This is a genomic window from Gilliamella sp. ESL0232, assembly GCF_013346885.1.
GTDB classification, from domain to species: Bacteria; Pseudomonadota; Gammaproteobacteria; order Enterobacterales; family Orbaceae; genus Gilliamella; species Gilliamella bombi.
This window is the reverse complement of record NZ_JAAEDW010000008.1, coordinates 93,541-119,756: the sequence shown is the minus strand read 5'-3', so window position 1 is coordinate 119,756 and position 26,216 is coordinate 93,541. Positions and strand designations below refer to the sequence as shown.

The following is a 26,216-nucleotide window of genomic DNA, read 5'->3' as shown; positions in this document are numbered from 1 at the left end:
ATAAATAAGATTCAAGCAAAGCAATCCACAAACTTACATTAAACAGGCAATTTTTTGATAGCTACCAATTTTAGTTTGATAATCGGCATGCTTACCAATCAACTCTCTAAGCTGAGAATGACGAGTAATCATTAATTGGGTTAACTGCTGCTGATAGCTAAGTATATTTTTGATATACATTCTAATCATGTCTTGATGTTGCAATGGTAAGTTTTCAATTTTTGCAAAATCATCAACCAACATAATACCTTTCGATAATTGAAGGTATTTTGCCTGCCAACTCAACAATAAGTCCCATTTTCCATTCTGTGCATTAACCAACATTTGTTCCACAACATAGTTGAATTGTTCGTATTGTTCTAATAAGTTATTTCCTTGCATAATCATCCTTTTTTACTTAGCAATCTCACGCCACGACTCAGCAATATTGTTAAGTAAATCGTAACAAGTTTGCAGTTTTTCTTGATCATTATGTAAATTAGCTAATAACAATTGTTGGCTAATATAGTGATATAAACGATCTAAATTTTCGGCAATTTCACCGCCTTTTTCTAAATCTAGACAGCTTTTAAGACCATTATCAACAATATTAATCGCTTTAGAAATTGCGTTACCTTTACCGACAATATTGCCTTTTTGAATATACAAGCTAGCCAATTTAATTGCGTTAAGTGCACCATCAAATAATAAGACAATCAATTGATGGGGAGACGCTTGACTAATACGTGTTTCTAAATTCACTTGCTCGTAAGCATGAGATCCCATTTTATACATTACTATTCTCTATTTTTTTGAATTTGCCATCATATCAAATTGGGTAGTTAAATAATTACTCATACTATCTAATGAGTTGATTAAAATATCCAATTTGGTAAATTGAACTCGGTAACGCTCAATAGTTTGCTCAATAGAACTGCTTACTTGTTCATGCCGTTTATCTAATGATTTTAAGGTAGAATTTAAGCCATTGGTTGCTGAATCAATCATGCCATCACTATCAATAAATCCACTCACTTTAGAAAAAATTTCATTAGCAATACCCGTTGTTTTACCATCACCAGTAAATAATATTGCCACCGCTTCACTGTTTTCACTCAGTGCCTTTTGTAGCTCGTTTTCTTTAATCGTTAACATGCCACTTTTGTCCATGTTAATGCCGATTTGAGCTAAAACAGAAAATTCTCCGTCTTGTCCTTTAGCAAATATTGAGCGGATACTTTGATCTATATTACGTAATGTTGAATCCCCAATAAGTGGACCATTATTGCTGTTTAGTTCTTTTGAATTTGTCTCTTCTGTGGTGAATTTTGTTAACGTTGATATTGTTGTTTGTAATTGATTAAATGCCTCGACCCATTCTTTAATGGCTTCTTCCACTTTTTCATTATCCGCTGTTATAGCAAGATTCTGACTAATTGTTGTGGTCTGTTTTAATGTAATATCCACACCTTGAACCACATCTTTAACAGTATTAGAATTACTAGTTATGGCAATACCATTAAACGAAAATTTAGCATCTTGCGCTTTTGCAACTTCAGTCATATAACTATTGCTGGATTGATTAATATCAAATCCAATAACATTATTTAACATTTCGTCATCTGATGAAATAGAAGTAATGCTTTGTTGTTCACCTGTTTCTTTCGATGTGATGACTAATTGATAACCATCTGCTCCAGAACGAATAATGGCAGCATTCATTGTTGAAGGGCTGGTTGTTCCATCTTCATTAGTAACTTTGGCATTATTAATGGCATTTGCTATTGATTGCAAAGATGTCTCATCCTGAGATAAGGTTACATCAAGTTTTTGACCATTAGCTTGTTCAATCGTAATAGTTCGTGTTTGGTTATCATTACCTAACTTAGCATTTTTATCATTGATCGTCGATGTAGCAATACCATGAGATGTCGCTAATTGATCAACTGTCACTGTATAATTACCTAATGCTGCTTTGCTATTTGCTTTTACCAAAAAATAATTGTCATTTCCTGTTGCTATTCGACTTTGAAAAAGCTCTTTTTTTTGAAGTTTTTCCGTTGCAGTATTAAATGTTGTTAATGCACTTTTTAATTTACCAAAACCACTAATTTTCGCATTAATTGCTTTTTGTTGCGTTGTAATTGGGGTTAAACGTGTTTTTTCAGCCACTTCTAGTTGATCTAAAATACCATTAAGATCGATTCCAGAACCAATGCCTAATGCGCTCATTGCCATGATTTAATCTACCTATAACAATTATTCAATATTGTTTATATCGGCTGACAATTAAAAAAATTTAGTCTTCTTTTAAATATTTATTTAATAAATTGATAACAATCTATTTTTTTGAATAAAAAATCATTGGGGAATTTTCTAAAAAAATAACACTATGATTTATTTAATAATATTATTTTAATTTGCAACTAAACTGCTACTATAAAAAAATAATCATCAAAAATATTAAAGTTCCCTGTTTTGTTACCGATAAGTTATTTGTCAGCAAGAATATTGAATTAAATTTAAATATCTTGTTGATTTTAATATTTATATTATTGGAGATAAAAATGGCACAAGTAATTAATACAAATACAATGTCTTTAATGGCAAAAAATAACCTTAACAATTCTCAAAGCGTTCTTAGTACTTCTATTGAGCGCCTTTCATCAGGTATGCGTATTAATAGCGCTAAAGATGATGCAGCAGGTCAAGCAATTGCTAACCGTTTTTCATCAAACATCAAAGGATTAACACAAGCTGCTCGTAATGCAAATGATGGTATTTCACTTGCACAAACTACTGAAGGTGCATTAAACGAAATCAACAACAACGTACAACGTATTCGTGAATTAACTGTTCAAGCGGCAAATGGTACCAACTCTGAAAGTGATTTAGTATCAATTCAAAATGAAATTGATCAACGTCTAGATGAGATTGATCGTGTTTCTAACCAAACTGATTTCAATGGTTCTAAAGTATTATCTGAAGATAAAACACTTAAAATTCAAGTAGGTGCAAATGACGGCGAAACCATTGAAATCCATTTGAAAAAAATTGATAGTACTGAACTTGGCTTAAAGGGGTTTAAAGTTTCAGGTGAAGATGTAACAGAAAATCCATTAAAAACAATTGATGAGGCATTATCAAATATTGATGCATTACGTGGTCAATTGGGTGCTGTACAAAACCGTTTCGAATCAACAGTTAATAATATTAATAATACTGTAAATAACTTAAGCTCTGCACGTAGCCGTATTGAAGATGCGGATTATGCAACAGAAGTATCAAACATGACTCGAGGTCAAATTTTACAACAAGCAGGTACTTCAGTATTAGCACAAGCTAACCAAGTACCTCAATCTGTACTTTCTTTATTACAATAATTCTATTTTGATTTTTAGTTATTTTAACTCTGTCATATAGTCATGATAGCCATAACGGCATTTTATAATGCGGTTATGGCTAATAATGATAATTAGCTATTTTTTAGCCCTTTATTCAACCCATTAAATTTGCTAACCATCGTCATAATAATGTTAGACATTTTTTTTAACATTGGTTCAAAAATGGATGATAGCTTATATAACTCACGCGGTGTAATTCACCAAATCGATTGGCAGCAATATATTCATTTGGTACGTAATGAAGCTTTAAAATTAGCAGTTCGTTTACCTGCAACAGTCGAGCTTGATGATTTATTACAAGTTGGCTATATCGGTTTATTAGACACTATAAAACGTTATGACTCATCTCAAGGCAGTGCTTTTGCTACATTTGCCATACCAAGAATTAAAGGTGCAATGCTTGATGAGTTACGTAGCCGAGATTGGTTACCAAGACAAACTCGTAAAAAAATTAGAGATGTTACAACTGCAATTAATGAATTAGAACAGAAGTTAGGTGCACCCCCTAGTGATTATCAGATTGCTAAATACTTAGAATTACCTATAAGCGAATACCGAAAAATTTTATTAGATTCAAATAATAGCCAAATATGTTCGTATGATGAAATTCATAAAAAACTGGGTGATAACATTGATACCATTATTAAATGTGATGAAGATAATAATCCTTTTTCAGCGCTAATAGATGAGGAAATTCGTAACACAATTATTCAACAAATAGAAAGACTACCTGAAAAGGAAAAACTTGTTTTATCGCTTTATTACCAAGAAGATCTCAATTTAAAAGAGATTGGTAAAGTAATGAATATCAGCGAATCAAGAGTAAGCCAATTACATAGCCAAGCTATCAAAAGAATACAAAGTAAAGTTAATTTTTAGAAAATATAAAAAGGCAATTAAAATAAAGTGTAATTAAAAGAAAAAATAATTGAAATTATTTTTTTATTGACCTTTTGCATTTAAAAATGTAATTTTAAGCAAAAAAAAACTAATACTGTTTAATTTTACTAGTTATTCGTTTTTTTACACGAAGCAAAAACAAATATGAATTGGTGACTAAATTGGGAAATTTATTAGATGACGATATTCTTAAATGTATACATCATTTGAATCTATCAACACTACTATTAAGCCAGAAAATGATTGAAAAAGATAAAGTTATGGCAATGTATCGATTAGGTATTGACGAAGAAACTGCTGACATACTTAGCCGTTTAAACACATCTCAAATGTTGATTCTATCAGAAACAAATCAATTAACTTTTCAGTTGCGATTTGAAAATGCTGAAATGATGAAAAAACTTACTGAAGAATCTCGCATTGGTGATATTAAACAGATGCATACAGGAATTCTTTTATCAAGTTTGCTATTAGATTCAATCAATAAGTAGCTAAGGAACTAAGATGACAAGTACAAGTATTATTCAAAAATATGAGGAAACTCAACTCGCTATCAAATTGATTTCCCTAGGTGGAAGAATTCAAATGCTGGAAAGTGAAACCAACTTAAGTCGAAATAAACTTATCAAGCTTTATAAAGAGATTCAAGGCTGTCCTCCACCTAAAGGTTTATTACCGTTTTCAACCTCGTGGTTTATGACATGGGAACCTAATATCCATGCGAGTATTTTTTATAACGCATACTCTTATTTAGTTAAAAATGGTCTAAAATCAGGCATTCAAACTATCTTAAAAGCTTATCAACTTTATTTAGAGCAATGCCAATTTTCATCACATAAGGATAAACCTGTTTTAGGATTAACCAGAGCTTGGATATTAGTCAAATTTGTCGAAAAGAAAATAATGCAACAATCATGTTGTAACACATGTCGTGGACGTTTTATTACACACGCTTATCATCCGCAAAATACTTTTACTTGCAGTTTATGTCAGCCGCCATCAAGGGCAGATAAGAATAATAAAACACAAAAAGAAAACGACGAAAAATGCATGAAAGTGTTATCGAAACCAAGTTATTTAAATTTATCAGTTGCCAAACAGATCACTGCTTAAATAAATATTAAAGCAATTCAGCCGTTATTTTATGGAGAAAGAAGAAAGTCAATGCTAATAGTTATAGGATATATCGTAGTGATCGCTTCGGCGCTACTTGGCTATGTACTCAGTGGTGGTTATTTAGCCGTACTATTTCAGCCACTCGAATTGCTGATTATTGGTGGTGCTGCAATAGGCGCTTTTATTGTTAGTAATGAACAAAAAACAATAAAAGCCACACTTAAGTCTTTAGGTCAGTTGTTTAAAACATCCAAATATAATAAGAATCTATATTTAACACTCATTAATTTTATGTATACCATTTTGACGAAGATTCGCCAAAGTGGAGGGCTATCAATTGAATCAGATATTGATAATCCGCATGAAAGTGAATTATTTAAACAATATCCACTTATTTTAGCTAATCCAAGAATTTGTGATTTTATCACTGATTACTTACGTCTTATGATTAGTGGCAATATGGATGTATTTGAAATAGAAACACTGATGAGTGAAGAAATTGAAACATTTGTCCACGAACTTGAAAAACCTGTAGATGCCATTTCAGGAATTGGTGATGGCCTACCTGCATTTGGGATCGTCGCTGCTGTAATGGGCGTAATTAATACACTTGCTCAAGCTGATAGACCAGCAAGTGAACTCGGTGAGCTTATCGCCCATGCTATGGTTGGGACTTTTTTAGGAATTTTGCTTGCTTATGGTTTTGTTTCGCCATTAGCTGCTTTATTAAAACAAAGAAACGCCGATACAGTGAAAGTTCTAGAATGTACCAAAGTAATACTTATTGCCAGTATGCATGATTATGCTCCACAAATTTGTATTGAATTTGGGCGAAAAACGTTATTTTCTCATGAAAGGCCATCATTCTTTGAATTAGAAAAATACATACAAGAAGTTAAAGACAAAAAATCTAATCAAAATGAAAATAAAGAATAATGAAAGATAAATCTGTAAGAATAATTATAAAGAAAAAATCAGGACATGGCGGTGGACATCATGGCGGTTCGTGGAAAATCGCCTATGCCGACTTTATGACCGCAATGATGGCACTATTTTTAGTCATGTGGTTAATTTCTACATCTACCCCTCAAGAACTGAAAGGTATTGCTGAATACTTTAGAACCCCTTTAATTCTTGGCTACAATGGCGGTAAAAATATTAGCGATAGTGAAAGTCCGATTCCTGGTGGCGGTGATGATGTTAGTAAACAACTTGGTGAAGAAAAAAGCTATCATTTTACCCAATCACAAAATGAAGTTGAGAAACAGCAACTTGAAAAAATACAGATGATTGAAGCGGCACGTAAAATTTATGATATTTTTGAAATTGATGAACGCCTAAAGAAATTAGCACCTAATCTTATTATTGAATTAACTGAAATGGGGTTACGGATTCAAATTTTAGCTTCAGATGATAAACCCATGTTTGATGTTGGTAGTACAACCATTGATCCTAATATGCAAGAAATTTTGCATGCATTAGCGCCGATTATCAATTCCTTACCAAATAAAATCACCTTGTCAGGCCATACTGATGAACGCCAATATACAACAGGTGATAGAGGATATAGCAATTGGGAACTATCGGCAGATAGAGCTAATTCATCAAGAAGAGAGCTTATAGCTGGTGGATTAGACTCAAATAAAATTATTCGAATTATTGCACTTGCCGATACAGTGAATTTAAACAATCCTAATTACAGTAAAGATGCTAATCGCCGTATCAGTATCTTAATTTTGAATAAAATAGCACAACAGTATATTGAAGAAGAAAATAACATGACCGGAACCGATTTTTTAAGACAATCACAACAGACCAAATCAGAATAAATTCATTTTTGAAAAAATGAATTTATTTGAAAACTTTTTTAAAACACGCACAACAATTATTAAAGTTTTGTGAATTTAACCCGATATAAAAAAGACTTATTTTAATTGATATTATGAACTCAAACTATATTGAGAGGATTTTATGGCGAATTCATTAATGAATACTGGTATTAGTGGGTTAAATGCAGCACAAAATATGCTGAATGTAATAAGCAATAATATTAGTAATGCTCATACAACTGGTTACAATCGTCAACAACAAATTTTACGCCAAGCAAATGGAACTCAGCATAGTTTTGGGTTTGTCGGTAACGGTGTTTGTGTATCATCTGTTAATCGCGCTTTTAATAATTTTGTTGTAGGACAACTACGGCAATCACAATCACAAAATGGTTCTATCAAAGCTTATTATAATGAATTATCTAAAGTAGATAATCTGTTAGCAGAGAATGACAATAGTATTTCATCTCAAATTAATAATCTTTTTGCCAGTTTAAATAAACTTGCATCCAATGCTAGTGATGCATCGACAAAACAAACTGTTATTAGTGATCTGACATCTTTAACTAGCCAATTTAATAAAACAGAAACAAATTTAAAGAACCAAATTGCCAACGTTAATACTGAATTAAATAGTAATGTTGATAAAGTTAATACCTATACTCAACAAATTGCCGAACTTAACCAAAAAATATCACAACTACAGTCGGTAGGCGGTGGAAACGAACCTAATGCATTACTTGACCAACGCGATCAGTTAGTCAATGAATTAAGCGAAATCATTGGCATTACCGTTACTGAACAAAATGGACAATATAATCTTTCGCTTGCTAATGGTTTAAATTTAGTTCAAGGCTCTTCTATTAACTTATTATCGGTACAACCTTCAACAGATGATCCTTCGTTAAATACTATTATTTATACTCATCCTTCAGGTGCAACACAAGAATTGACAAGCCAAAACATTACATCAGGTACGTTACACGGCTTATTAACCTTTCGTGATGGACCATTAACCGAAGCCCGCAATCAACTAGGCTTAATTGCATTAAATTTAGCAGAACGTTTTAATGAAGTGCATATGTCGGGTATTGATATTAATGGTAATCAAGGTGAAAAGTTGTTTGATTACAATCATCCTAGTTGTGTCACAAATACTAAAAACCAAGGTAATGCTTCAGCCAAAATTGAGTTTAATGCTTTGAGTGAAGTAAAAGCTTCTGATTATAAAATAGAATTTGATGGTAATAACTGGATTGTCACAAGATTATCTGATCATCAGCTAATTACTCCTGAAATCAAAGATGGTAAATTGTTTTTTGATGGACTGACCATTGAGATAAGTGGTAATGCGGTTAATGGAGATTCGTTTATCATAAAACCAGTTGCCGATATTGCTTCGTCATTACAACTGCTAGTGAAAGATGTAAATAAACTAGCAACAGGTATTAACGATGAAGAAAATGGTGCTGGTGATAATCGCAATGTAACCAAATTATTAGAAATCCAACATGAAAAACTTGTTAATGGTACAACGACATTAAAAAGTGCTTATACCCGCTTAACTAACTATATTGGTAGTGAAACTCAAACAGCAAAAATTTCTGCTCAATCAAGCAAAAATATAACTCAGCAAATTTATGAACAAAATCAATCGATTTCAGGGGTTAATATTGAAGAAGAGTATATCTCTATGCAGGTTTATATGCAGTATTACCAAGCAAATGCCAAAGTGATTGATGCGGCAACAACACTATTTGATACCATTTTAGGTTTAACTAAATGATTAAAGGATAAAAAATGCGCCTTAGCACAAACTCAATTTATCAAAAAAACTTAAACAGTATTTTAAACACCAACAGCAAATGGCAAAAATCGGGGTTGCATTTGGCAACAGGTAAAAAGATTTTAACTCCTTCTGATGATCCAATGGGAGCATCACAATCATTAATAATAAAGCAAGCGCAAGCACAAAATGAACAGTTCCAAGCAACACGCGAAAATGCCGATAAATCACTTAGTCGCCAAGATACGATCTTATCGGAAGCCAATACTGTTATCCAAGCAATTCAGGAAACATTGGTCTATGCATCAAATGAAACCTTAAATGAAGAAAATAGACTCGATCTTGCTAATAAATTACAAAGTTTAAAAGATCAACTTTTATCATTAGCTAATGCAAAAGACACTAATGGTAACTACCTTTTTGCTGGTAAGAAAAACGATACACCTCCTTTTGTAATGAATGAATCAGGTGAAGTGAGTTACGTAGGCGGTACAACTTCTATCAATGTATTAATCGATGACTCGCGAGAAGTATCGCTAAGTTTTACAGGTATTCAAGTATTTATGACTGGCTCAAATGTTAAAGAATCTGATGGTTCACCAGCAGAAAGTAACATATTTGCAAGTATTGATTATGCAATTGAGGCATTAAAAATAGATCTAGATTATGATAATGATGATACCCTTGAACAATTTAGATCTGGATTGTCAAAAGCTCGTCATGGAGTAGACAATTCTTTTAATAATATTTCGACACTTAGAGCAGAAGGTGGCTCGGTATTATCCGAAATTGACAGATTAACCACATTGGGGAAAACATTAGATATTGAATTTCAAACTCAAATCAGCCAACTTGAAGACGTCGATTGGTACGAAGCCATTTCAGAATATGTAATGCTACAAGCTAATTTACAAGCTGCACAATATACCTTTATGACTATGCAAAGTATGTCACTGTTTCAAATGAAATAAAGTTTTGTAACCTAATTTTATTTAAGCAATGTTTTTTACCCTAAGTTGTGAATCGCCTCAAACTATTCATCCCACTCAAAGGAGGTTTACCACCTCCTTTTTTATTTTAACTAAAAAGTTTCAAAAACAATGTCATTATGCAATATAAACCATCAGTTTAAGCGAGTGACGCTTAATTATAAAAAAAATTGAATAAAATCAATACTCTACCTAAGCGTTTTTTTATTGATTGATTTCTTATTTAATTCATAATTATTTGTTTTTAAAATTAATTTTATAATATTTTTACTAACAAAGTATTGAGCATTGTATTCAAACCGAGTAATTCTATTATTAATTAAATGCAATTTTCCTAAATCCTGATACAGTTGTTAACTGATTATTTTTTGCAATTTTTTCAATACGACCAATGATTTGAATAAGCTTATCACTATAATTTGGATCAGTTGCGTAATGTGCAGCTTGTAATTCTTTAGCAGCTGTTCTGGCATCAGGAGCTTTAATAACTGCATGATAACGGGGACTTTTAGTTAATAAATTGAGGTAGTCGGTTAATGCATGATGTTTACTATTATAGACTCTAAAATTATCTTCAATTTTCATCATTTTATTATTAACAAATTCATGTGTGGTTAAACGAGTTGAATTGCCATTCCATGACGATGTTGCTTTGACACCAAAGTAATTGTGGCTTGATTGATTATTAGCGGTTTTAATTTGCTTTTGCCCCCACCCAGTCTCTAGTGCTGCTTGGGCAATAATAACCTCATACGGAATACCAGATTTTTTAGCAGCTTGCCTAGCTGGCTCTAGCCATTCCATAACAAATTTTGTGACATAATCTTCGTTTACATTATCTAGTTGTGTTTTTAATATTGCTTCGTTATGTTTAATTTCAGCTGCTTTGTTAGCATTATAGTTACGATATAGTATTTGCCCTAGTGCTTCAGGTGATAAATTAGGCGATGCATTACTAAATAAGGATTGAGCTAATTGGAGATTTTGCTGAGTATTGTTTGTATTAGATTGTAGGTTAACATTAATTGATGGTGAAACTTTATTAGTTAACTGTTTAATAAGCATATCTGCTAATCCAAACCCTTTACCCGCTGCTTGCTGTGTAATTTGTTGGTCAAACATTGAAGTAAATAGTTGTGTAGCAGACTGGCTAAATAAACCACTTTCAGGTACAGCTTTTCGCATACTTTGCATCATCATATTAATAAATAATGACTCAAACTGCTGAGCAACTTGCTTAATACCTTCAGCAGAGCCATTAACTACATTTCGCTTTAATTGATTAATATCCGAAAAATCATAAGCGAAGCGATTCAAAGATTGTCCAATTTTATTATTCATAAAGTCTTTTTTTAGATAGTTTCTAAGGAAGCATGTAAACAACCAGCTGTTTTTAGCGCTTCAAGTATTGACATTAATTCTGTAGGATTAGCACCTAATACATTTAGCGAATTAATAACATGATTTAAATCAGCGCTAGAGGATATATTGTGTAAAGCCCCTCCTTCTTGCGCAACGCTAACTTGATTATCTGGTGTAACGGTTGTTGTGCCGCCTGCTAATGGGGTATTTGGTTGACTTACCTTTAATTTGTTATTTACCACAACAGATAAATTACCATGTGCAACCGCACAATTATCTAATTTAACCTTTTGGTTCATAACTACAACACCGGTTCTAGTATTTATAACGACTTTTGCTGAAACTGGCGTAGCACTAATTTCAAGATTTTGTATTCGTGAAAGCAGTTGTACTCGTGCACTACTTTCTTTTGGCATATGTAATGCTATCGTTGTACCATCTAACGCTACTGCAGTATTTTTTTGTAACCTATTAATTGCATCAGATATTTTTAAGGCTCGAGTAAAATCAAATTGATTAAGATGTAAATGGATAACATTTTGTTCATCTAAACGGGTTGCAAGCTCTCGTTCTATGGTTGCACCATTAGGTATAGTTGCCCCTGCAGTTTGGTTCACACTTACACTGCTACCTTTACTACTTGCACCCATTCCACCTACAAAAAGGTTACCTTGCGCAATAGCATATACTTGATTATCGACACCTTTTAGTGGTGTCATAATCAATGTACCTCCACGCAAGCTTTTTGCATTACCGAGCGAGGATACCACCACATCAATTTGTTGTCCTACTCGAGAATAAGAAGGTAATTTAGCCGTAACCATAACAGCTGCAACATTTTTTAATTGCATATTGCTCCCAGACGGTACGGTAATACCTAATTGAGATAACATATTAGTAATACTTTGAATGGTAAAAGGTGTTTGTGATGTTTGATCGCCTGTACCATCAAGACCAACAACAATACCATATCCAACCAAGGCATTTTCTCTTACACCTTGAATGGTGACTAAATCGCGGATACGTTCAGCATGGCCCGCTGGTATCACTAATACCATCATAACGACAAAATAAACAAAAATACGCAATTTTTTTAACATAATGATACTCGTTAAAAAGGGGAAAGATTTAAAAATAGGCGCTGTAACCAACCCATCGTTTGGGCTTCATCAATGTATCCATTACCAACATACTCAATTCGAGCGTCAGCAACTTGCGTTGAGATAACAGTGTTATTTCCACTAATTGTTCTTGGATTAACTACCCCAAAAAAACGGATAAACTCGGTACCTTGATTAATCGCAATCTGTTTTTCACCAATCACTTTTAGATTACCATTGATCATGACATCTTGAACCGTGACGGTGATTGTGCCACTAAAGGTATTTTTAGCGTTAGCCCCGCCTGATCCCTTAAAATCATTATTTCCAGACATTTCAGTATTAGCTTTACCTCGACCGACTAACCCATCAAGAAATTTAGGTATTGTTTTTACCCCTAGATCCACCGAACCGTTTCGTCCTGCATTAATCGATGAACTTTTACTAGCACTGACATTTTCTTGTAAAACAATGGTTAATACATCGCCAACATTACGCGGGCGACGATCTTCAAACATTGGTTGGTAACCATAGCTACTAGGCTGAGCAGCTTGATAAATTGAACCTGTCGTATTTACATTGTCTGGCAATTTGGGGACAACACTTGTTTCACCTTCAACTAAAGGCTTTTTAGGCAATTGTGCACAGCCACTGAAAAAAAATGCTATTAAAATATAAAAATATCTCATTACCTTTAGCATATTGTTAACTTTACAGTTGATTTAAACGTTGTAGCATTTGATCAGAGGTTGATATCGCTTTGCTATTAATTTCGTAAGCACGTTGAACTTGAATCATATTCACTAGTTCTTCAGCAACATTAACATTAGACGTTTCGGTATAGCCTTGATATAAAAGCCCTGCGCCGTTTAATCCTGGCGTATTTTCCGTTGGCGCACCTGAACTTTCGGTTTCTAAGTAAAGATTTTCCCCCATACTTTCAAGTCCAGCATCATTAATGAAAGTATGTAAAGTTAGTTGCCCAACTTGGACCTGTGTTGATTGATTAGCTAATGTCACATTTACTACACCATCGCGCGCTACCGTCATTTTGATTGCATTGGATGGAATACTAATTGTTGGTTGAATTTCGTATCCTGCTGCAGTCACCAATTGACCATTTTGATTGACTTGAAAAGCACCGCTACGAGTATAAGCTTGTGTACCATCGGGTAATAAAACTTGGAAAAAACCTTGCCCATTAATAGCAATATCACTGCTGTTATCGGTTGCCTCTAAATTACCCTGGCTATGAATTCGTTCTGTCGCAACTGGACGAACTCCTGTACCAATCTGTAGCCCAGAAGGTAATGTTGTTTGCTCAGATGATTGTGCTCCTGGTTGGCGAACAGTTTGGTATAATAAGTCTTCAAACACCGCTCTTTGCTTTTTAAAACCATTGGTACTAACATTGGCTAAATTATTGGAAATAATATCCATATTCATTTGTTGTGCCGTTAAGCCTGTTTTGGCAATCCATAATGATTTAATCATTGTTATTCCTGTCTAATGTATTGATAAATTTAAGTTATAGATAAAATTTGGTTTGCTTTTTGTGCATTTTCATCAGCAGTAATAATTTCTTTCATCTGCATTTCAAACTGGCGAGCATGACTAATTAAATCAACCATAGCCGTAACAGGGTTCACATTACTCCCTTCTAATACACCTGACATAAGCTTAGCTTTTGGATTGTCTGGCATATTCTCACCACGTTCATTACGTGTTTCTTCCGTTAGTCGAAAAAAACCATCATCACCACGTATAATTTCATTATGCTCAAGATGGACTTTCTTTATTTTACCTACTTGAGCAATGGTCGTGGGTTTATCACCTGCACCTAATGCGGAAAGTGTTCCATCACTACTAATACTGATTTGAGATCGTTGAGGCACAGTCAAAACACCGTTATCACCAATTAATGGATTACCTTGTATGTTAAGAGTACCATTTTCGTCAATTTGAATTGCACCATTTCGCGTATAAGCTTCGCTACCATCGGCTAATTGTACTGCTAACCAGTGATCCTCAGTTAAAGCAACATCCAAGTTTCGACCAGTGTAATTAAATGCCCCCATCGTTGAATCAAAAGTAGGAGTTGTTGCTGTTACCATGGTTCGTGTAGGTGTATCATTCCCCACAACAGGAACTGCTTTCATCGTCGTTAATTGTGCACGAAACCCCACTGTAGATACATTAGCTAAGTTATTAGTAGTAATTGATTGCCGATTTAATGTCTGGCTAGCTGCTGACATTGCTGTATAAATAACACGATCCATAAATAACCTTTAAATTAACGCAAATTGACTAATGTATTTAGAATTTGATCCTGCGTTTTAATTGTTTGTGAATTAGACTGGTAATTGCGCTGAGCAACAATCATATTCACTAATTCCTGACTCATATCAACATTTGACGACTCTAGTGCACCGCTCACTAACGAACCAAATGTACCAGAATTTGCTCTGCCCAATACCTCGCCTCCAGAATTAATGGTTGATCGCCAGTTATTGTTTCCAGCAGGCTCTAGCCCATTAACATTAGCAAAATCAGCCATTGCTATCTGACCTAATAACATTGTTTGTTGGTTAGAATAGACACCATAAATAGAACCATCATCATTAATGCTATACCCAACCAAATCTCCTGGAGCATATCCATTTACAACAGGGTTTTTAATACTACCCAATTCTTTACCCATATTTTGTTGAGAACTTTTGGCTAATGATAAAGTAAAGCTATTATCAGCAGATCCATTTATCCCATTAATATTGATGGTCATTTCGGGATCACTAATCAATTTACCAGAAGAATCAAATTCCATTTCTCCCGCTTTTTGCAAACTTCCATTAGGATCACTGCTATCAAGATAATGAACATCCCATTGGTTATCAGCGGTTTTAACGTAAAAGAGCTGAATATTGCGTTGATTACCAAGCGAGTCATAAGTAGTAATGGTCGTAGAATAATTAAATGTATCAGCATCAAGAGCATTGACAGGTTGTTTTGCCGGAACTTTACTATTGGAATTTAAGTTTGTTTGCAAAGAAGCCTTGGTTGTCGCTGATGCATTTAGCATTTCTTGCGAAATTTTTAATGTATCTGGAGCTGCACCTTGCTGCACTTGAGGTGGTGTTCCAGTTGCAAGATAGCCAGTCAGATAAAGACCATCAGCAGAAATAATATTTCGTTCGGAATCTAATTGAAACTGTCCATTGCGGGTATAATAGGCTTGCCCATTACTATCCACTAAACGGAAAAATCCATTGCCAGAAATAGCCACATCTAAACTATTGTTGGTTGTTGTAGCTATCCCATCATTAAAGTTTTGCATAATCGCAGCCACTTTAACCCCCATACCAACTTTTGAGCCAGCATAGATATCAGCAAATGAGATACTAGCACTCTTAAATCCTACTGTTGCTGAATTGGCAATATTATTCCCAATAACATCTAATTGCTTTGATGCAGCATTCATACCACTCACTGCTTGAGAAAATCCCATCTGAACTTTATCTCCTTTAAAGAATTTGACGTACTTCGTCAATACTAATTGAACCAAGTATTCCTAAATCAAGTAATACTTTATTATTAACTTTACTATTGATAACACCATATACTACTGAATAAGATAATGATGTTGATGATACTTTTTTCCCGTCATAACTTGCGTTAACTGAAAAAGTATAACTACCATCTAGTGCATTCGTCCCATCATTTAGCACACCATCCCAAGTGAAAGAACTAACGCCTGCTGGAATTGCGCCTAAATCAACTTCACGAACTACATTGCCATTTTCATCTTGAATAGTAATAATTACTGAGTCTGCTTCATGTACCAGCTCAAAACCAAATGGTGTGGTAACGGTTTCTTCTTTTGAGTCTGAACTTTCAGATTCTGAGGTTGCAACTAAAATTTTATTGCCAGGAACCATCACTCCCTTGCCAATCATATTACTGGCATTGACTGATAAACTATCATCAATCTGACCAGAAACCATTCCTAAGGTTGTATTAAGACGTTCTATACCTGCTAAAGTATTGATTTGAGCCAGCTGTGATGTTAGCTGACTATTATCCATTGGGTTAGTTGGATCTTGGTTCTTCATTTGTGCAATTAATAACGTTAAGAAATTATCTTGTAATTCTTTACTTGAGTTACCATCAGATGCCGTTTTTTGTGTCGTTTGAGGTTTTGTTATCCCCGATGATTCTGAAACAAGAACATTAGCTATACCCATCAACCACTCCTTTTTATTGCCCTAATGCCAGTGTTTTTAACATTAAATTTTTGGCGGTATTAATTACTTCTATATTTGCTTGATAACTTCGTGATGCTGAAATGGTATTAACCATTTCGGCAACTACATCAACATTAGGTTTTTGAATATATCCTTTAGCATCGGCCAATGGATGATTAGGTTCATAAACCAAATTCATCGGTGAAGGATCTTCAATAACTTGCGACACTTTAACCCCAGCAATTGGGTTAAGTTCACCATTATCATCCACTTGAAAAATAACCTGCTTAGCTCGATAAGCTTTGCCTGAAGTACTGGTAATACTGTCTGCGTTAGCTAAATTACTAGCACTTACATTCATTCGTTGTGTTTGTGCCAATAATGCCGAGCCTGAAATTGCAAAAATAGAAAAACTCATCATGATTATCCTTGCTGTAATACCGCCATAATATTTTTAAATTTTTCACCTAAAAACGTTAAATTACTTTGGTAGTGAATACTATTATCAATAAAAGCTGTACGTTCTTGATCCATCTCAACCGTATTACCATCTGCCGCAGCCTGATAAGGTATACGATAAAGTACATCATGATTTGTCATGATTGGTGCTTTTATCTGAATATGATGATTTGAAGTGATATTAAGTCCAACGTTATTAATCTTATTCTGATTGTTAAGTGCTTTGCTTAGCTCAGCATTAAAATCAATATCTCGAGCCTGATAGTTAGGCGTATCGCTATTTGCAATATTTGCAGCTAATATATTTTGTCGTATTTCACGTATATTTAATGCTTGCTGATGAAAATTAACCCATGTATCTAATTTATCAAACATAAAATCATCTCATTTTTTTTGATAATGAGAATTTTAAGCGAATAAAAAAAAAGTTATTGCGCAAATAACGATAAAAATTGCCCTTATTTCAAGATTCATTTCTTGCAATCATAAAGTAAAATCAGCTTATGAATAATTTAGAATAAATAAGCATGATTAAAATCGCAAAATTGATACTCGCTATTTTTATACTATTTAGTTGGAATAATGTTTTAGCAAATTCGCTTGATAAACAGATTAACAATTTAATATCACAGCAATTTGGTCATAAAGCGGACGACATTTTAATTACTTATCTTACTGCTAAACCGCAATTAAATTGTAAGACTCCAACACTCTCTTTATTAAATAAAAAAAAACAGTGGGGCAACATGACTATCAGTGCCCAATGCAATAATAAAAAAAAATTTATCCAGATTAATGTTGCTGTCAAAGGGAACTATATTGTAGCTAAACAAGCAATAAGTGCAGGGACGCTAATCAACGAAGATTATATACAGATACAATCAGGTTGGTTGGATAAACTACCTTCGACTGTTATTTTGGATGGAGTTGACGCAATTAATCATATAGCTTTACGAAATATCAATTTGGGTGAACCAATAAAAACAACAATGCTTCAAAAAAATTGGCAGGTGAAAGCAGGACAAATAATTAAAGTAATAATAAATGGAGAAGGTTATGAGATAACAACTAATGGTAAAACACTTAACAATGCTATATTAAACGATAAAATAAAAGTTAAACTAAATTCTGATAAAATTGTTGAAGGCACGTTAACTCACCAAGGTGTAATAATTTCCAATAAATAATATTAATGATTTTTTTATTATTGCCGATAATAAAATTATACAAATCACTTAAATCTTAAATTTGATTAAAGGTATTTTATGACTATAGATGCGACTAAATCCGTTACAGCCATAACAGGGCTAGTAAGCCGCGATGTAATTAACGAACAACAAAATACTCACAATGCATCTGTACAAACTAAAAACAGTACTAATGTAAGTACTAACGTGAGTATAAATCAAAATTCAATACACCTTTTACATTCAACCAACAAAGATATCGATGTAGAAAAAATTGAAAAAATAAAACAGTCCATATCCAACGGAACATTGGTTATTGATACACATAAAATTGCAGATAAATTAATTAAACAATTACTAGAAGATTTTTAAAAATAAGACAGAATTATAAGGATAAAAAATGTTAGCACTTAATGGCATCCTAAATAAAATAGCTGAGATGTTACAAACAATTTCAGAAATTCTACAATCAGAGCAAAAAATATTAATTGAAAATAGTTCAACAAACCAGTTAAGTGAAACTATTAACAAAAAAAGCCAATTACTAATTCAACTAAAGCTACTGGATGAAGAACGCATAAAACTAAGTGAACAATTTAATATTCAACCACCCTATAAAGAAAATCCTACTATCGAAGCTCTTTGGCTATCAATTACTGATACAACAAAATTATTAGCAGATATAAATCGTGATAATGGGCTAATTATTCAAAACCGCATGAATCTAACCCAGCAATCAATCAACTATCTTAAAAGTATTAAAAGTCCTGCTGTTTATACTAATAGTGGCTATCAACAAACTGAAATTATTTCGTCAAAGCGAGCCAAAGTTTAAAAAATTAATATTTATTGACGGTAAACGCCATAAATACCCCCTAAAATGCCCTCTTATTAAGCCAACAACCCAGTAGCAATTAGTTCATACTGTTAGTATTGTAAATCTTTATTAAACTATAGCGTTTTATTTAACTTCATCATGGCTGACGATAGTGATCTAGATAAAAGCGAACACCCCACCGATAGCAAAATAAAAAAAGCTAGAGAAAAAGGGCAGATCCCTCGTTCTCGTGAATTAACTTCGTTATTAATTTTGTTAATAGGTATTATTTTATTTGGATTAATGGGATCACACTTAGTTAACCAGTTAACTACGATCATTAAAACAGCAATGAAGTTTTCGTATAAAATAGAGGATGATAAGTTAATCGTCTTCAATTTAGTTAACTTATTAACCGATGGTTTTTGGGCAATTGTACCCATTTTTTTTGGTCTAGTTATCGTTGCTATATTTGCACCACTTTGTGTTGGCGGTTTACTATTTAGCCTGCAATCAATTAAGCCTAATTTTCAAAAACTAAATCCGATATCTGGATTTGGTAGAATATTTAGTATTAGAGTTTTTTCTGAATTACTAAAAAGCATACTTAAAGTTATTTTTATTTCTATAGCTTCAACATTGTTTGTAATGCACCATTTCCCTTACATGCTTTCGTTACCCAATATGCATTTAAATAGCGCATTAACTAAAGCAATACAGCTAGTGATTCTTTGTGGAATTTTTAGTGTTATATCTTTAATACCCATGGTTGGTTTTGATATTTTCTATCAAATATGGAGTAATTTAAAGAAACTGAAAATGTCAAAACAAGAAATTAAAGATGAATTTAAAGAACAAGAGGGAAACCCACAAATCAAAGGGCGTATTCGTCAAATGCAACAGACTATTGCTAGACGCCGTATGATGAAAGATGTACCTAAAGCCAATGTGATTATTACTAACCCAACGCATTATGCCGTCGCTCTGCAATATGATGAAAAAACAATGATTGCTCCAAAATTATTAGCGAAAGGAACAAATAAAATTGCGTTACGCATCAAAGAAATTGCTAATGAACATAATATCCCCCAGTTAGAAGCTCCACCGCTTGCCCGTGCTTTATACCGTCATGGTGAAATAGGCGAAACAATACCAACCGAATTATATACCGCGGTTGCCCAAATTCTAGCGTGGGTTTATCAATTGAAACATTGGTATAAATATGGTGGCGATAAACCAATAGCGCCAAATAATTTACCCATACCTGAGTCATTATCCGTAAATAAATAAAGGTAATAACTAGTCTTATGATTAAATCTAAACTACTTAATTTATTATCAACCAATACATTAAAAAATGGGCATTATCAAGTCTTAGCTGGACCATTGCTAATTTTATTGATTCTTTCGATGATGGTATTACCACTACCTGCATTTATTTTGGATCTGTTTTTTACTTTTAATATTACATTATCAATTATCATCTTGATAGTAGCATTGTTTACTAAAAGAGTGCTTGATTTTGCAGCATTCCCGACCGTTTTATTATTTGCAACTTTATTAAGATTATCGTTAAACGTTGCTTCTACGCGGGTCGTTTTATTAAAAGGTCACACAGGTAGTGCTGCTGCTGGGCGGGTTATTGAGGCTTTTGGACACTTTTTGGTTGGTGGTAATTTTGCTATTGGTATTGTGGTATTTATTATTTTAGTCATTATCAACTTTATGGTCATCACCAAAGGAGCAGGTAGAATAGCTGAAGTGGGTGCACGCTTTGCGTTAGATGGCATGCCCGGAAAACAAATGGCTATTGATGCCGATCTGAATGCGGGTTTAATTGGTGAAGATGAAGCTAAAGCCCGTCGAGCCGAAGTTTCTCAAGAAGCCGATTTTTATGGGTCAATGGATGGTGCCAGTAAATTTGTACGTGGTGATGCGATTGCGGGATTATTAATAATGGGCATAACCATTATTGGGGGGTTATTAGTTGGAGTTGTTCAACACGGTATGGCTTTTTCTGATGCTAGCGAAACCTATGTTTTACTAACTATTGGCGATGGTTTGGTAGCACAAATACCATCACTCATTATTTCAACCGCAGCAGGCGTTATTGTTACTCGAGTCACATCACAAGATAACATCAGTGATCAAATGATTACACAGCTTTTTAATAATCCACAAGTATTGATTTTAACAGCTGTCGTCATTGGTTTACTTGGACTAATTCCGGGTATGCCAAATTTAGTTTTTCTACTCTTTACTGTTATTTTATTAATCATATCTTGGTGGCTAACTAAACAGAAAAAGACAGAACAAAAAGTGGCACCCAAACAAGCTAATGTACAAGCAACCACGCCAGCTAATATAGAAGCAACATGGTCAGATGTTAATATTGAAGATATATTGGCAATGGAAGTTGGTTATGGGTTAATTCCCATGGTAGATCAAACACAAAATGGTGAGTTGTTAGGGCGAATTCGTAGTTTACGCAAAAAATTTGCTCAAACACTGGGTTTTTTACCACCTCAAGTTCATATAAGAGATAATCTTTCATTAGCACCTTATCAATATAAGATATTTATAAAAGGTGGTGAAATTGGCAAAGGTGAAATTGTTAATAATAAATGGTTAGCGATCAATCCCGGTAATGTAACTGAAACCATTGAGGGCATTCCAACAACCGAACCTGCCTTTGGATTACCAGCGATATGGATAGATGAAAGTAATAAAGAAAATGCACAAATATTGGGGTATACCGTTGTTGATACAAGCACCATGATTGCTACTCATTTTAATCATTTATTACAGCAATTTGCTAGCGACTTATTAGGACGTTTAGAAACTCAAGAACTGCTCGACAGAATAAAACAAGATATGCCGAAATTAGTGGAGGACTTTATTCCTGGTGTTGTTACACTAACCACATTTCATAAAATATTGCAAAACTTGATCGCTGAAAAAGTGTCAATCCGTGATATGCGTACCATTATTGAAACCATCTGTGAGTACGCACCAACCCAAAATGATGCTTATCAGCTACTAAGTATGGTAAGAATTGCTTTAGGAAGAGTCATCACACAACAATGGTTTCCTGGATCTGAGCCAATCAATGTAATAGGATTAAATATCAATTTAGAACGTTTGTTATTACAAGCGCTCCAAAATACTAGCAATGTTGAACCAGGGCTAGCCGAACACATTGTCGAGCAAATTAAACAAGCCATTCACCAACAAGAAGCTATCGGTGCACCACCAGTGTTATTAGTGAACCATGCATTAAGACCTATGCTTTCACAATTTTTAAGGCCTAACTTTCCTCAATTAGTGGTATTGTCAAATTTAGAAATCACCGATAATCGAGAGATAAAAATGAGCACGCAAATTGGCGCAGAATAGTTACTTTATAATACTAATAATGAAGTGTTTCAGTTAATAAAAACTAGAAACACTCATTTCTAAACCGCCTATACGGCGGTAAACAATTTTATGATAGTTAAAGTATCAAAATAGGTGTTTCTAAATATTGGCCTCGGCGACCTAATGACTAAGAAATAAGAACTAAGGTTTAAGGTTTGAGACGCAAACAACACGTCCTTCGGTTTTCGGGTGGTAGCTACCGATGCCGCCATCATTCAAGCTCACAGTGAACTGCTCGTGCCCCGTCACATCGCTCGTCCAATAATCGATGGGAAGAAAGCCAGTATCACCAACACCACCAGGGGTGTAAAGGAACAAGTGGCCCCACTCGGAAGAAAGACCTGCATCAATATGACGCATGTAATGATTACCTGGTGAAGATGGATTAGCACCTACTGATGGACCAAATTTTGTAACCGCATTGGTTAAATCCCTGACCCTTGGCATCTGGTAGCCTATATTATTACACCATGCTAAATGGTCACTATAGGTTCTCGTTCGAACAGGAAGATGACCATCCCGCACGACGAACCACTGCTTCAACACAAATCCATATTTTACTACCTCAATGCCATATCTATCTCTACCCACTAACTCAAACGTCTGCGGTAACTTTGGCTTAGCAATTGGATTAGGATGAGGATTGTCCCATTGATTTCTGGCCTCAGGACCTGTTAGCACAACACGAAGTACAAGACTAGAATCATGAATCCAACTGTGAATACCTCGCACAACTCTCATTGTTGCGGTAATTCCCTCATGCGTAACTGGTTCCCATGTCAATTCAGCGAAACCTTCCGATATGACTAAATCAAAAAATAAATAATTCGCTCCTGTAGTTGGGAAATTGAGGTTGTATGATTCAGGATTGATTGATTGAACTAAGAAGCCCTTATCAGGATTCCATATGTCAGCAGGACCTGCGTATCTACCTTCGCTATAATATAGATTCGGCCTTGCATAATGGATAACTGCCGACGATATTATTATTGCATCACTACGATTACCCGTTCGAACCTTTTTGCCATTCGCCTGTACATTCCATAAAGAAGACAATAATAACAATATCAATACTAACGGAACTTTTCGGAATAATTTTGATAATAATTTGAAAAATAACTTTGAAGATATAAACGTGGCGGGGTTAAAAATCCAACTAGTGTGTTTATCTGATAAATTTAAGACATAGTTTTGCCAGGTTTGGTGTTTGGTGTTTGGTGTTTAAAATGATAATGCATTACGGTTCACCTGTCAAGTAAATTAATGATTTATTTTAATTTTTATGTTTATTTGATTGTTTAATAAACTATTCCTTTAAGGTGTTAAAGTATAGCCATTTTAAAAAAACTTGGCTAGTTTTTTATGCAATTTTTTAATTAGAATACGGTGTTAGGTTTTGTAAGTCTTAACTTTTGTGGAAATAATGAATATTGGTGATAATTTCTAAACCAAGGAATTAGTGAATTACCTAACAACCAATGAACATATAATCCTTACCATGTTATAAGATGTATTACGCCCATAAAATCTCTCAGGTAGGGTATTGATTTTATTTAATTTTTTATTTTAATTAAAATCAACCAGTTATACAGAAATTTCTACTTTTATACAAAAGACCACCTATACGGCATTGAAGTATATGTTGACACAAAAATAAATTATTATGATTTTCTAAACTGCCTATACGGCATTGAAGTACAAAAATTGGTACCGAGCAGAACAAAAGTTTTTCTAAACTGCCTATACGGCATTGAAGGATGAATTGCATCGGTTATCTCTTTTGGGGTTTTTCTAAACTGCCTATACGGCATTGAAGATGGTTAGAAATGTTTCCGAATATTGCCAAGTTTTCTAAACTGCCTATACGGCATTGAAGTAGAATTTTATCTCAATAGTGCCTTATTGTAAAAGAGCATACTGCACTTTTCCCAATTTTTACCCTTTTTTTGAGTCTATTTTAATATCAATAATAATCAATATGTTAAAATTATCCCCAAAAAAAGGGTTAATGATTTAAAAATCAGGAACAGTGGCTGTTTGGCTTAATCCATAGCTATTAAATGTGCCTTGCACTGGCTCTGGGCATTTTTCTTGTTTTAACCACAAAATAAATCTTTGACCTGTACTTTTACTATTCAAATGAAGATGTGGGTATTGCAAATGAACGCTTCCCCACTTTTCAACCATTTTATTTTTCACTTCAGGTGTCCATTTACCTTGTGCTGTTAATCTTTTTTCGGCACGTCTTAACGCACTCTGACCTTTAGGATTAACACGACTCAAATGCAAATAGCCTTTTATCGTTGCCGGTACTGTTGTGATAGGCATCAATAAAGCATAATCACTTATCGATGATTTTTGCTGTATATCTGCTTTAAGTTTTTGCAATTCCTGCTCGGTACCAAATAGGCGAATCACTCCGCCTAATGTTCGGTGCACATTGTAACAAGGAAAACTAATTGCGATATTTCCTTGTTGATTAACCAAGATTTGGTGCAGTGACTGCATGATTTGATTAATCACGTCCACCTCGGTTATCTCAATTTGCGAAATAGCTCGCAGCTCTAAATAGTGTGAGTGCATATAATTTACTCCTTGCCACTAGCACCAAAGACACCACCACGAATTAATACCGCAATCACATAATGTTGTTGCTCAAGCAATGGTTTTTCACCTTTTAATACCCAATTATCAAATAAGGTATAAAAGTCTAATTTCTGTTTTGGTTGTCGGAAAGCATGCCCCATTGATGTCACCGAGCCATACGGTTCTATTGCTATTGGGAATTGAGCATTATCGTCATACCAAGTATCGATAGTTCGAATTGCATTGCTGATTTTTTGTGAATGCATGGCGGCTTGTTTGTTCTTCTCATACAATACTTTACTTTTAGTTTTGCCAGTATCTAGAATTAATTCTTGTGACGGGTAGACTTCTTGACCTAAGCCCATTTTCAGTTTGGCTTCAACGTTAAAAATCACAAACTCTTTACCACATAATCCTGCTTCAATCAGTGTAGCAAGATCATTCACCGATTTATCATCATAATCAAATGAGTTTAGTTGATATTGTTTAACATCACTGACTTCAATCATTGGTTTTTTTTCATCTTTTCGAGTAATCGAAAGGCTAATTTGCTCTGCTGCCATACGGTTACGCCATAACCAACGGCCACTTAAGATATTAATAGCATAACGCTTAGCTAGTGCTGTCAATCCTTGCGTTTGAATATAACCCTGCGTTGTTTTTTCTAGTTCTTTTTGATATTCGATATCATTACATACTGATGGTTTACCTAAAAATGGCAACACTTTACAGCTCCATGTAACTACCAAAGTATCTTTATCGGCATCTAACGAAGCGACATCTACCGTTTGTAAATTTGGTTTTTGTATTTCAGCATCTAATTTGGTTGGATCGTTTGCCACTGCATTTTTAAGACGATTTGAAATAGTGCCTCGAACTGATTTTTCAGTAACTACAACAGGGGATAATTTATTGGTATCCGTACTACTTTGCTGTGCAAAAATTGCATCTGAAATATCAAAACTACGTTCAAAAGCAAGTACGCTTGCCGTTGTCATTTTATCTTTACTCATAATGTATTCCTTAGTCTATAATTTTCTAAATT

The 26,216-nt window shown here is 34.0% G+C and carries 28 protein-coding genes; 13 read left to right on the top strand and 15 right to left on the bottom strand.

Annotated features, from left to right (window positions below; all coding sequences use genetic code 11):
* Window positions 1-33 precede the first annotated feature (33 nt).
* From fliT to fliD, 3 genes are read right to left on the bottom strand one after another with little or no spacing between them, the layout of a single operon-like run.
* Window positions 34-381: a flagellar protein FliT gene (fliT, locus tag GYW75_RS09610; RefSeq protein ID WP_174799237.1), complete on the bottom strand. Its 348-nt coding sequence runs from the start codon at window positions 379-381 to the stop codon at window positions 34-36.
* 12 nt (window positions 382-393) lie between these two features.
* Window positions 394-774 (bottom strand): flagellar export chaperone FliS, encoded by a 381-nt coding sequence (fliS, locus tag GYW75_RS09605; protein ID WP_065561657.1) that lies wholly within the window; start codon window positions 772-774, stop codon window positions 394-396.
* Window positions 775-783: 9 nt separating this feature from the next.
* On the bottom strand, window positions 784-2,217 hold the full coding sequence (fliD, locus tag GYW75_RS09600; protein ID WP_174799236.1) for a flagellar filament capping protein FliD: 1,434 nt from the start codon (window positions 2,215-2,217) through the stop codon (window positions 784-786).
* Window positions 2,218-2,546: 329 nt separating this feature from the next.
* On the opposite strand from fliD, the gene GYW75_RS09595 reads away from it, so the two are divergent.
* From GYW75_RS09595 to flgL, 8 genes are all read left to right on the top strand, one after another.
* Window positions 2,547-3,362, top strand: coding sequence for a flagellin N-terminal helical domain-containing protein (locus GYW75_RS09595; protein ID WP_174799235.1), 816 nt, complete (start codon window positions 2,547-2,549; stop codon window positions 3,360-3,362).
* A 150-nt stretch (window positions 3,363-3,512) separates the two neighbouring features.
* Entirely contained in the window at window positions 3,513-4,262 is a 750-nt protein-coding gene (locus tag GYW75_RS09590; RefSeq protein WP_238786462.1) for an RNA polymerase sigma factor FliA, read from the top strand.
* 182 nt (window positions 4,263-4,444) lie between these two features.
* Window positions 4,445-4,774 (top strand): flagellar transcriptional regulator FlhD, encoded by a 330-nt coding sequence (gene flhD, locus GYW75_RS09585; protein ID WP_034909475.1) that lies wholly within the window; start codon window positions 4,445-4,447, stop codon window positions 4,772-4,774.
* Between the two features lie 13 nt (window positions 4,775-4,787).
* Complete coding sequence (flhC, locus tag GYW75_RS09580) at window positions 4,788-5,396, top strand: flagellar transcriptional regulator FlhC (RefSeq protein ID WP_065609920.1); 609 nt, start codon at window positions 4,788-4,790, stop codon at window positions 5,394-5,396.
* Between the two features lie 51 nt (window positions 5,397-5,447).
* Entirely contained in the window at window positions 5,448-6,335 is an 888-nt protein-coding gene (motA, locus tag GYW75_RS09575) for a flagellar motor stator protein MotA (protein ID WP_065609919.1), read from the top strand.
* Window positions 6,335-7,228 carry a flagellar motor protein MotB gene (motB, locus tag GYW75_RS09570; RefSeq protein WP_065609914.1) on the top strand — a complete coding sequence of 298 codons (894 nt, stop codon included), beginning with the start codon at window positions 6,335-6,337 and terminating at the stop codon, window positions 7,226-7,228. Before motA ends, motB begins: the two co-directional genes overlap by 1 nt.
* Window positions 7,229-7,370: 142 nt before the next feature.
* The gene (gene flgK / locus GYW75_RS09565) at window positions 7,371-9,014 is read left to right on the top strand and encodes a flagellar hook-associated protein FlgK (RefSeq protein ID WP_065609912.1); all 1,644 of its coding nucleotides are present in this window, start codon (window positions 7,371-7,373) and stop codon (window positions 9,012-9,014) included.
* A 14-nt stretch (window positions 9,015-9,028) separates the two neighbouring features.
* Complete coding sequence (gene flgL / locus GYW75_RS09560; protein WP_065609910.1) at window positions 9,029-9,985, top strand: flagellar hook-associated protein FlgL; 957 nt, start codon at window positions 9,029-9,031, stop codon at window positions 9,983-9,985.
* Between the two features lie 333 nt (window positions 9,986-10,318).
* On the opposite strand, the gene flgJ is transcribed toward flgL, so the two are convergent.
* Genes flgJ through flgB form a run of 9 tightly spaced genes read right to left on the bottom strand, consistent with a single transcriptional unit; the run spans window position 10,319 to window position 17,540 of the window.
* A complete protein-coding gene (flgJ, locus tag GYW75_RS09555; protein WP_174799234.1) occupies window positions 10,319-11,344 on the bottom strand; it encodes a flagellar assembly peptidoglycan hydrolase FlgJ in 1,026 nt (341 codons plus the stop codon).
* Window positions 11,345-11,355: 11 nt separating this feature from the next.
* Window positions 11,356-12,426 carry a flagellar basal body P-ring protein FlgI gene (locus GYW75_RS09550; protein WP_442902846.1) on the bottom strand — a complete coding sequence of 357 codons (1,071 nt, stop codon included), beginning with the start codon at window positions 12,424-12,426 and terminating at the stop codon, window positions 11,356-11,358.
* A 50-nt stretch (window positions 12,427-12,476) separates the two neighbouring features.
* A complete protein-coding gene (locus tag GYW75_RS09545; protein WP_238786461.1) occupies window positions 12,477-13,154 on the bottom strand; it encodes a flagellar basal body L-ring protein FlgH in 678 nt (225 codons plus the stop codon).
* A gap of 22 nt (window positions 13,155-13,176) precedes the next feature.
* Window positions 13,177-13,959, bottom strand: coding sequence for a flagellar basal-body rod protein FlgG (flgG, locus tag GYW75_RS09540; RefSeq protein WP_065590612.1), 783 nt, complete (start codon window positions 13,957-13,959; stop codon window positions 13,177-13,179).
* Window positions 13,960-13,988: 29 nt separating this feature from the next.
* Window positions 13,989-14,744 (bottom strand): flagellar basal body rod protein FlgF, encoded by a 756-nt coding sequence (locus tag GYW75_RS09535; protein WP_065609905.1) that lies wholly within the window; start codon window positions 14,742-14,744, stop codon window positions 13,989-13,991.
* A 14-nt stretch (window positions 14,745-14,758) separates the two neighbouring features.
* Window positions 14,759-15,970: a flagellar hook protein FlgE gene (gene flgE / locus GYW75_RS09530; RefSeq protein WP_065609903.1), complete on the bottom strand. Its 1,212-nt coding sequence runs from the start codon at window positions 15,968-15,970 to the stop codon at window positions 14,759-14,761.
* A gap of 16 nt (window positions 15,971-15,986) precedes the next feature.
* Window positions 15,987-16,706, bottom strand: a complete 720-nt coding sequence (locus GYW75_RS09525; RefSeq protein WP_034909450.1) for a flagellar hook assembly protein FlgD — start codon at window positions 16,704-16,706, stop codon at window positions 15,987-15,989.
* Between the two features lie 13 nt (window positions 16,707-16,719).
* Window positions 16,720-17,127, bottom strand: coding sequence for a flagellar basal body rod protein FlgC (gene flgC / locus GYW75_RS09520; protein WP_034909448.1), 408 nt, complete (start codon window positions 17,125-17,127; stop codon window positions 16,720-16,722).
* Between the two features lie 2 nt (window positions 17,128-17,129).
* Window positions 17,130-17,540, bottom strand: a complete 411-nt coding sequence (flgB, locus tag GYW75_RS09515) for a flagellar basal body rod protein FlgB (protein WP_034909444.1) — start codon at window positions 17,538-17,540, stop codon at window positions 17,130-17,132.
* 152 nt (window positions 17,541-17,692) lie between these two features.
* On the opposite strand from flgB, the gene flgA reads away from it, so the two are divergent.
* The 5 genes from flgA to flhA all read left to right on the top strand — a co-directional run bounded on the left by flgA (window position 17,693) and on the right by flhA (window position 22,564).
* Window positions 17,693-18,352 carry a flagellar basal body P-ring formation chaperone FlgA gene (gene flgA, locus GYW75_RS09510; RefSeq protein ID WP_034909440.1) on the top strand — a complete coding sequence of 220 codons (660 nt, stop codon included), beginning with the start codon at window positions 17,693-17,695 and terminating at the stop codon, window positions 18,350-18,352.
* Window positions 18,353-18,430: 78 nt separating this feature from the next.
* Window positions 18,431-18,724 carry a flagellar biosynthesis anti-sigma factor FlgM gene (gene flgM, locus GYW75_RS09505; protein WP_034909437.1) on the top strand — a complete coding sequence of 98 codons (294 nt, stop codon included), beginning with the start codon at window positions 18,431-18,433 and terminating at the stop codon, window positions 18,722-18,724.
* A gap of 28 nt (window positions 18,725-18,752) precedes the next feature.
* Window positions 18,753-19,187 (top strand): flagella synthesis protein FlgN, encoded by a 435-nt coding sequence (locus GYW75_RS09500; RefSeq protein WP_174799232.1) that lies wholly within the window; start codon window positions 18,753-18,755, stop codon window positions 19,185-19,187.
* A gap of 141 nt (window positions 19,188-19,328) precedes the next feature.
* Window positions 19,329-20,459: a flagellar biosynthesis protein FlhB gene (gene flhB, locus GYW75_RS09495; protein WP_065609896.1), complete on the top strand. Its 1,131-nt coding sequence runs from the start codon at window positions 19,329-19,331 to the stop codon at window positions 20,457-20,459.
* Window positions 20,460-20,476: 17 nt separating this feature from the next.
* Window positions 20,477-22,564 (top strand): flagellar biosynthesis protein FlhA, encoded by a 2,088-nt coding sequence (flhA, locus tag GYW75_RS09490; protein WP_051634094.1) that lies wholly within the window; start codon window positions 20,477-20,479, stop codon window positions 22,562-22,564.
* 162 nt (window positions 22,565-22,726) lie between these two features.
* Here the strand turns inward: flhA and GYW75_RS09485 are convergent, their stop codons facing one another.
* From GYW75_RS09485 to csy3, 3 genes are all read right to left on the bottom strand, one after another.
* Window positions 22,727-23,650 (bottom strand): hypothetical protein, encoded by a 924-nt coding sequence (locus GYW75_RS09485; protein ID WP_238786460.1) that lies wholly within the window; start codon window positions 23,648-23,650, stop codon window positions 22,727-22,729.
* Between the two features lie 948 nt (window positions 23,651-24,598).
* Window positions 24,599-25,168 carry a type I-F CRISPR-associated endoribonuclease Cas6/Csy4 gene (gene cas6f / locus GYW75_RS09480; protein WP_065574527.1) on the bottom strand — a complete coding sequence of 190 codons (570 nt, stop codon included), beginning with the start codon at window positions 25,166-25,168 and terminating at the stop codon, window positions 24,599-24,601.
* Between the two features lie 5 nt (window positions 25,169-25,173).
* Window positions 25,174-26,184 carry a type I-F CRISPR-associated protein Csy3 gene (csy3, locus tag GYW75_RS09475; RefSeq protein ID WP_065605842.1) on the bottom strand — a complete coding sequence of 337 codons (1,011 nt, stop codon included), beginning with the start codon at window positions 26,182-26,184 and terminating at the stop codon, window positions 25,174-25,176.
* Window positions 26,185-26,216 lie beyond the last annotated feature (32 nt).

Coding starts and splice junctions, on each gene's coding strand:
- fliT (WP_174799237.1), bottom strand. CDS start 381: ATGCAAGGAAATAACTTATTAGAACAATACGAACAATTCAACTATGTT.
- fliS (WP_065561657.1), bottom strand. CDS start 774: ATGTATAAAATGGGATCTCATGCTTACGAGCAAGTGAATTTAGAAACA.
- fliD (WP_174799236.1), bottom strand. CDS start 2,217: ATGGCAATGAGCGCATTAGGCATTGGTTCTGGAATCGATCTTAATGGT.
- GYW75_RS09595 (WP_174799235.1), top strand. CDS start 2,547: ATGGCACAAGTAATTAATACAAATACAATGTCTTTAATGGCAAAAAAT.
- GYW75_RS09590 (WP_238786462.1), top strand. CDS start 3,513: ATGTTAGACATTTTTTTTAACATTGGTTCAAAAATGGATGATAGCTTA.
- flhC (WP_065609920.1), top strand. CDS start 4,788: ATGACAAGTACAAGTATTATTCAAAAATATGAGGAAACTCAACTCGCT.
- motA (WP_065609919.1), top strand. CDS start 5,448: ATGCTAATAGTTATAGGATATATCGTAGTGATCGCTTCGGCGCTACTT.
- motB (WP_065609914.1), top strand. CDS start 6,335: ATGAAAGATAAATCTGTAAGAATAATTATAAAGAAAAAATCAGGACAT.
- flgK (WP_065609912.1), top strand. CDS start 7,371: ATGGCGAATTCATTAATGAATACTGGTATTAGTGGGTTAAATGCAGCA.
- flgL (WP_065609910.1), top strand. CDS start 9,029: ATGCGCCTTAGCACAAACTCAATTTATCAAAAAAACTTAAACAGTATT.
- flgJ (WP_174799234.1), bottom strand. CDS start 11,344: ATGAATAATAAAATTGGACAATCTTTGAATCGCTTCGCTTATGATTTT.
- GYW75_RS09550 (WP_442902846.1), bottom strand. CDS start 12,426: ATGATGGTATTAGTGATACCAGCGGGCCATGCTGAACGTATCCGCGAT.
- GYW75_RS09545 (WP_238786461.1), bottom strand. CDS start 13,154: ATGAGATATTTTTATATTTTAATAGCATTTTTTTTCAGTGGCTGTGCA.
- flgG (WP_065590612.1), bottom strand. CDS start 13,959: ATGATTAAATCATTATGGATTGCCAAAACAGGCTTAACGGCACAACAA.
- GYW75_RS09535 (WP_065609905.1), bottom strand. CDS start 14,744: ATGGATCGTGTTATTTATACAGCAATGTCAGCAGCTAGCCAGACATTA.
- flgE (WP_065609903.1), bottom strand. CDS start 15,970: ATGGGATTTTCTCAAGCAGTGAGTGGTATGAATGCTGCATCAAAGCAA.
- GYW75_RS09525 (WP_034909450.1), bottom strand. CDS start 16,706: ATGGGTATAGCTAATGTTCTTGTTTCAGAATCATCGGGGATAACAAAA.
- flgC (WP_034909448.1), bottom strand. CDS start 17,127: ATGATGAGTTTTTCTATTTTTGCAATTTCAGGCTCGGCATTATTGGCA.
- flgB (WP_034909444.1), bottom strand. CDS start 17,540: ATGTTTGATAAATTAGATACATGGGTTAATTTTCATCAGCAAGCATTA.
- flgA (WP_034909440.1), top strand. CDS start 17,693: ATGATTAAAATCGCAAAATTGATACTCGCTATTTTTATACTATTTAGT.
- flgM (WP_034909437.1), top strand. CDS start 18,431: ATGACTATAGATGCGACTAAATCCGTTACAGCCATAACAGGGCTAGTA.
- GYW75_RS09500 (WP_174799232.1), top strand. CDS start 18,753: ATGTTAGCACTTAATGGCATCCTAAATAAAATAGCTGAGATGTTACAA.
- flhB (WP_065609896.1), top strand. CDS start 19,329: ATGGCTGACGATAGTGATCTAGATAAAAGCGAACACCCCACCGATAGC.
- flhA (WP_051634094.1), top strand. CDS start 20,477: ATGATTAAATCTAAACTACTTAATTTATTATCAACCAATACATTAAAA.
- cas6f (WP_065574527.1), bottom strand. CDS start 25,168: ATGCACTCACACTATTTAGAGCTGCGAGCTATTTCGCAAATTGAGATA.
- csy3 (WP_065605842.1), bottom strand. CDS start 26,184: ATGAGTAAAGATAAAATGACAACGGCAAGCGTACTTGCTTTTGAACGT.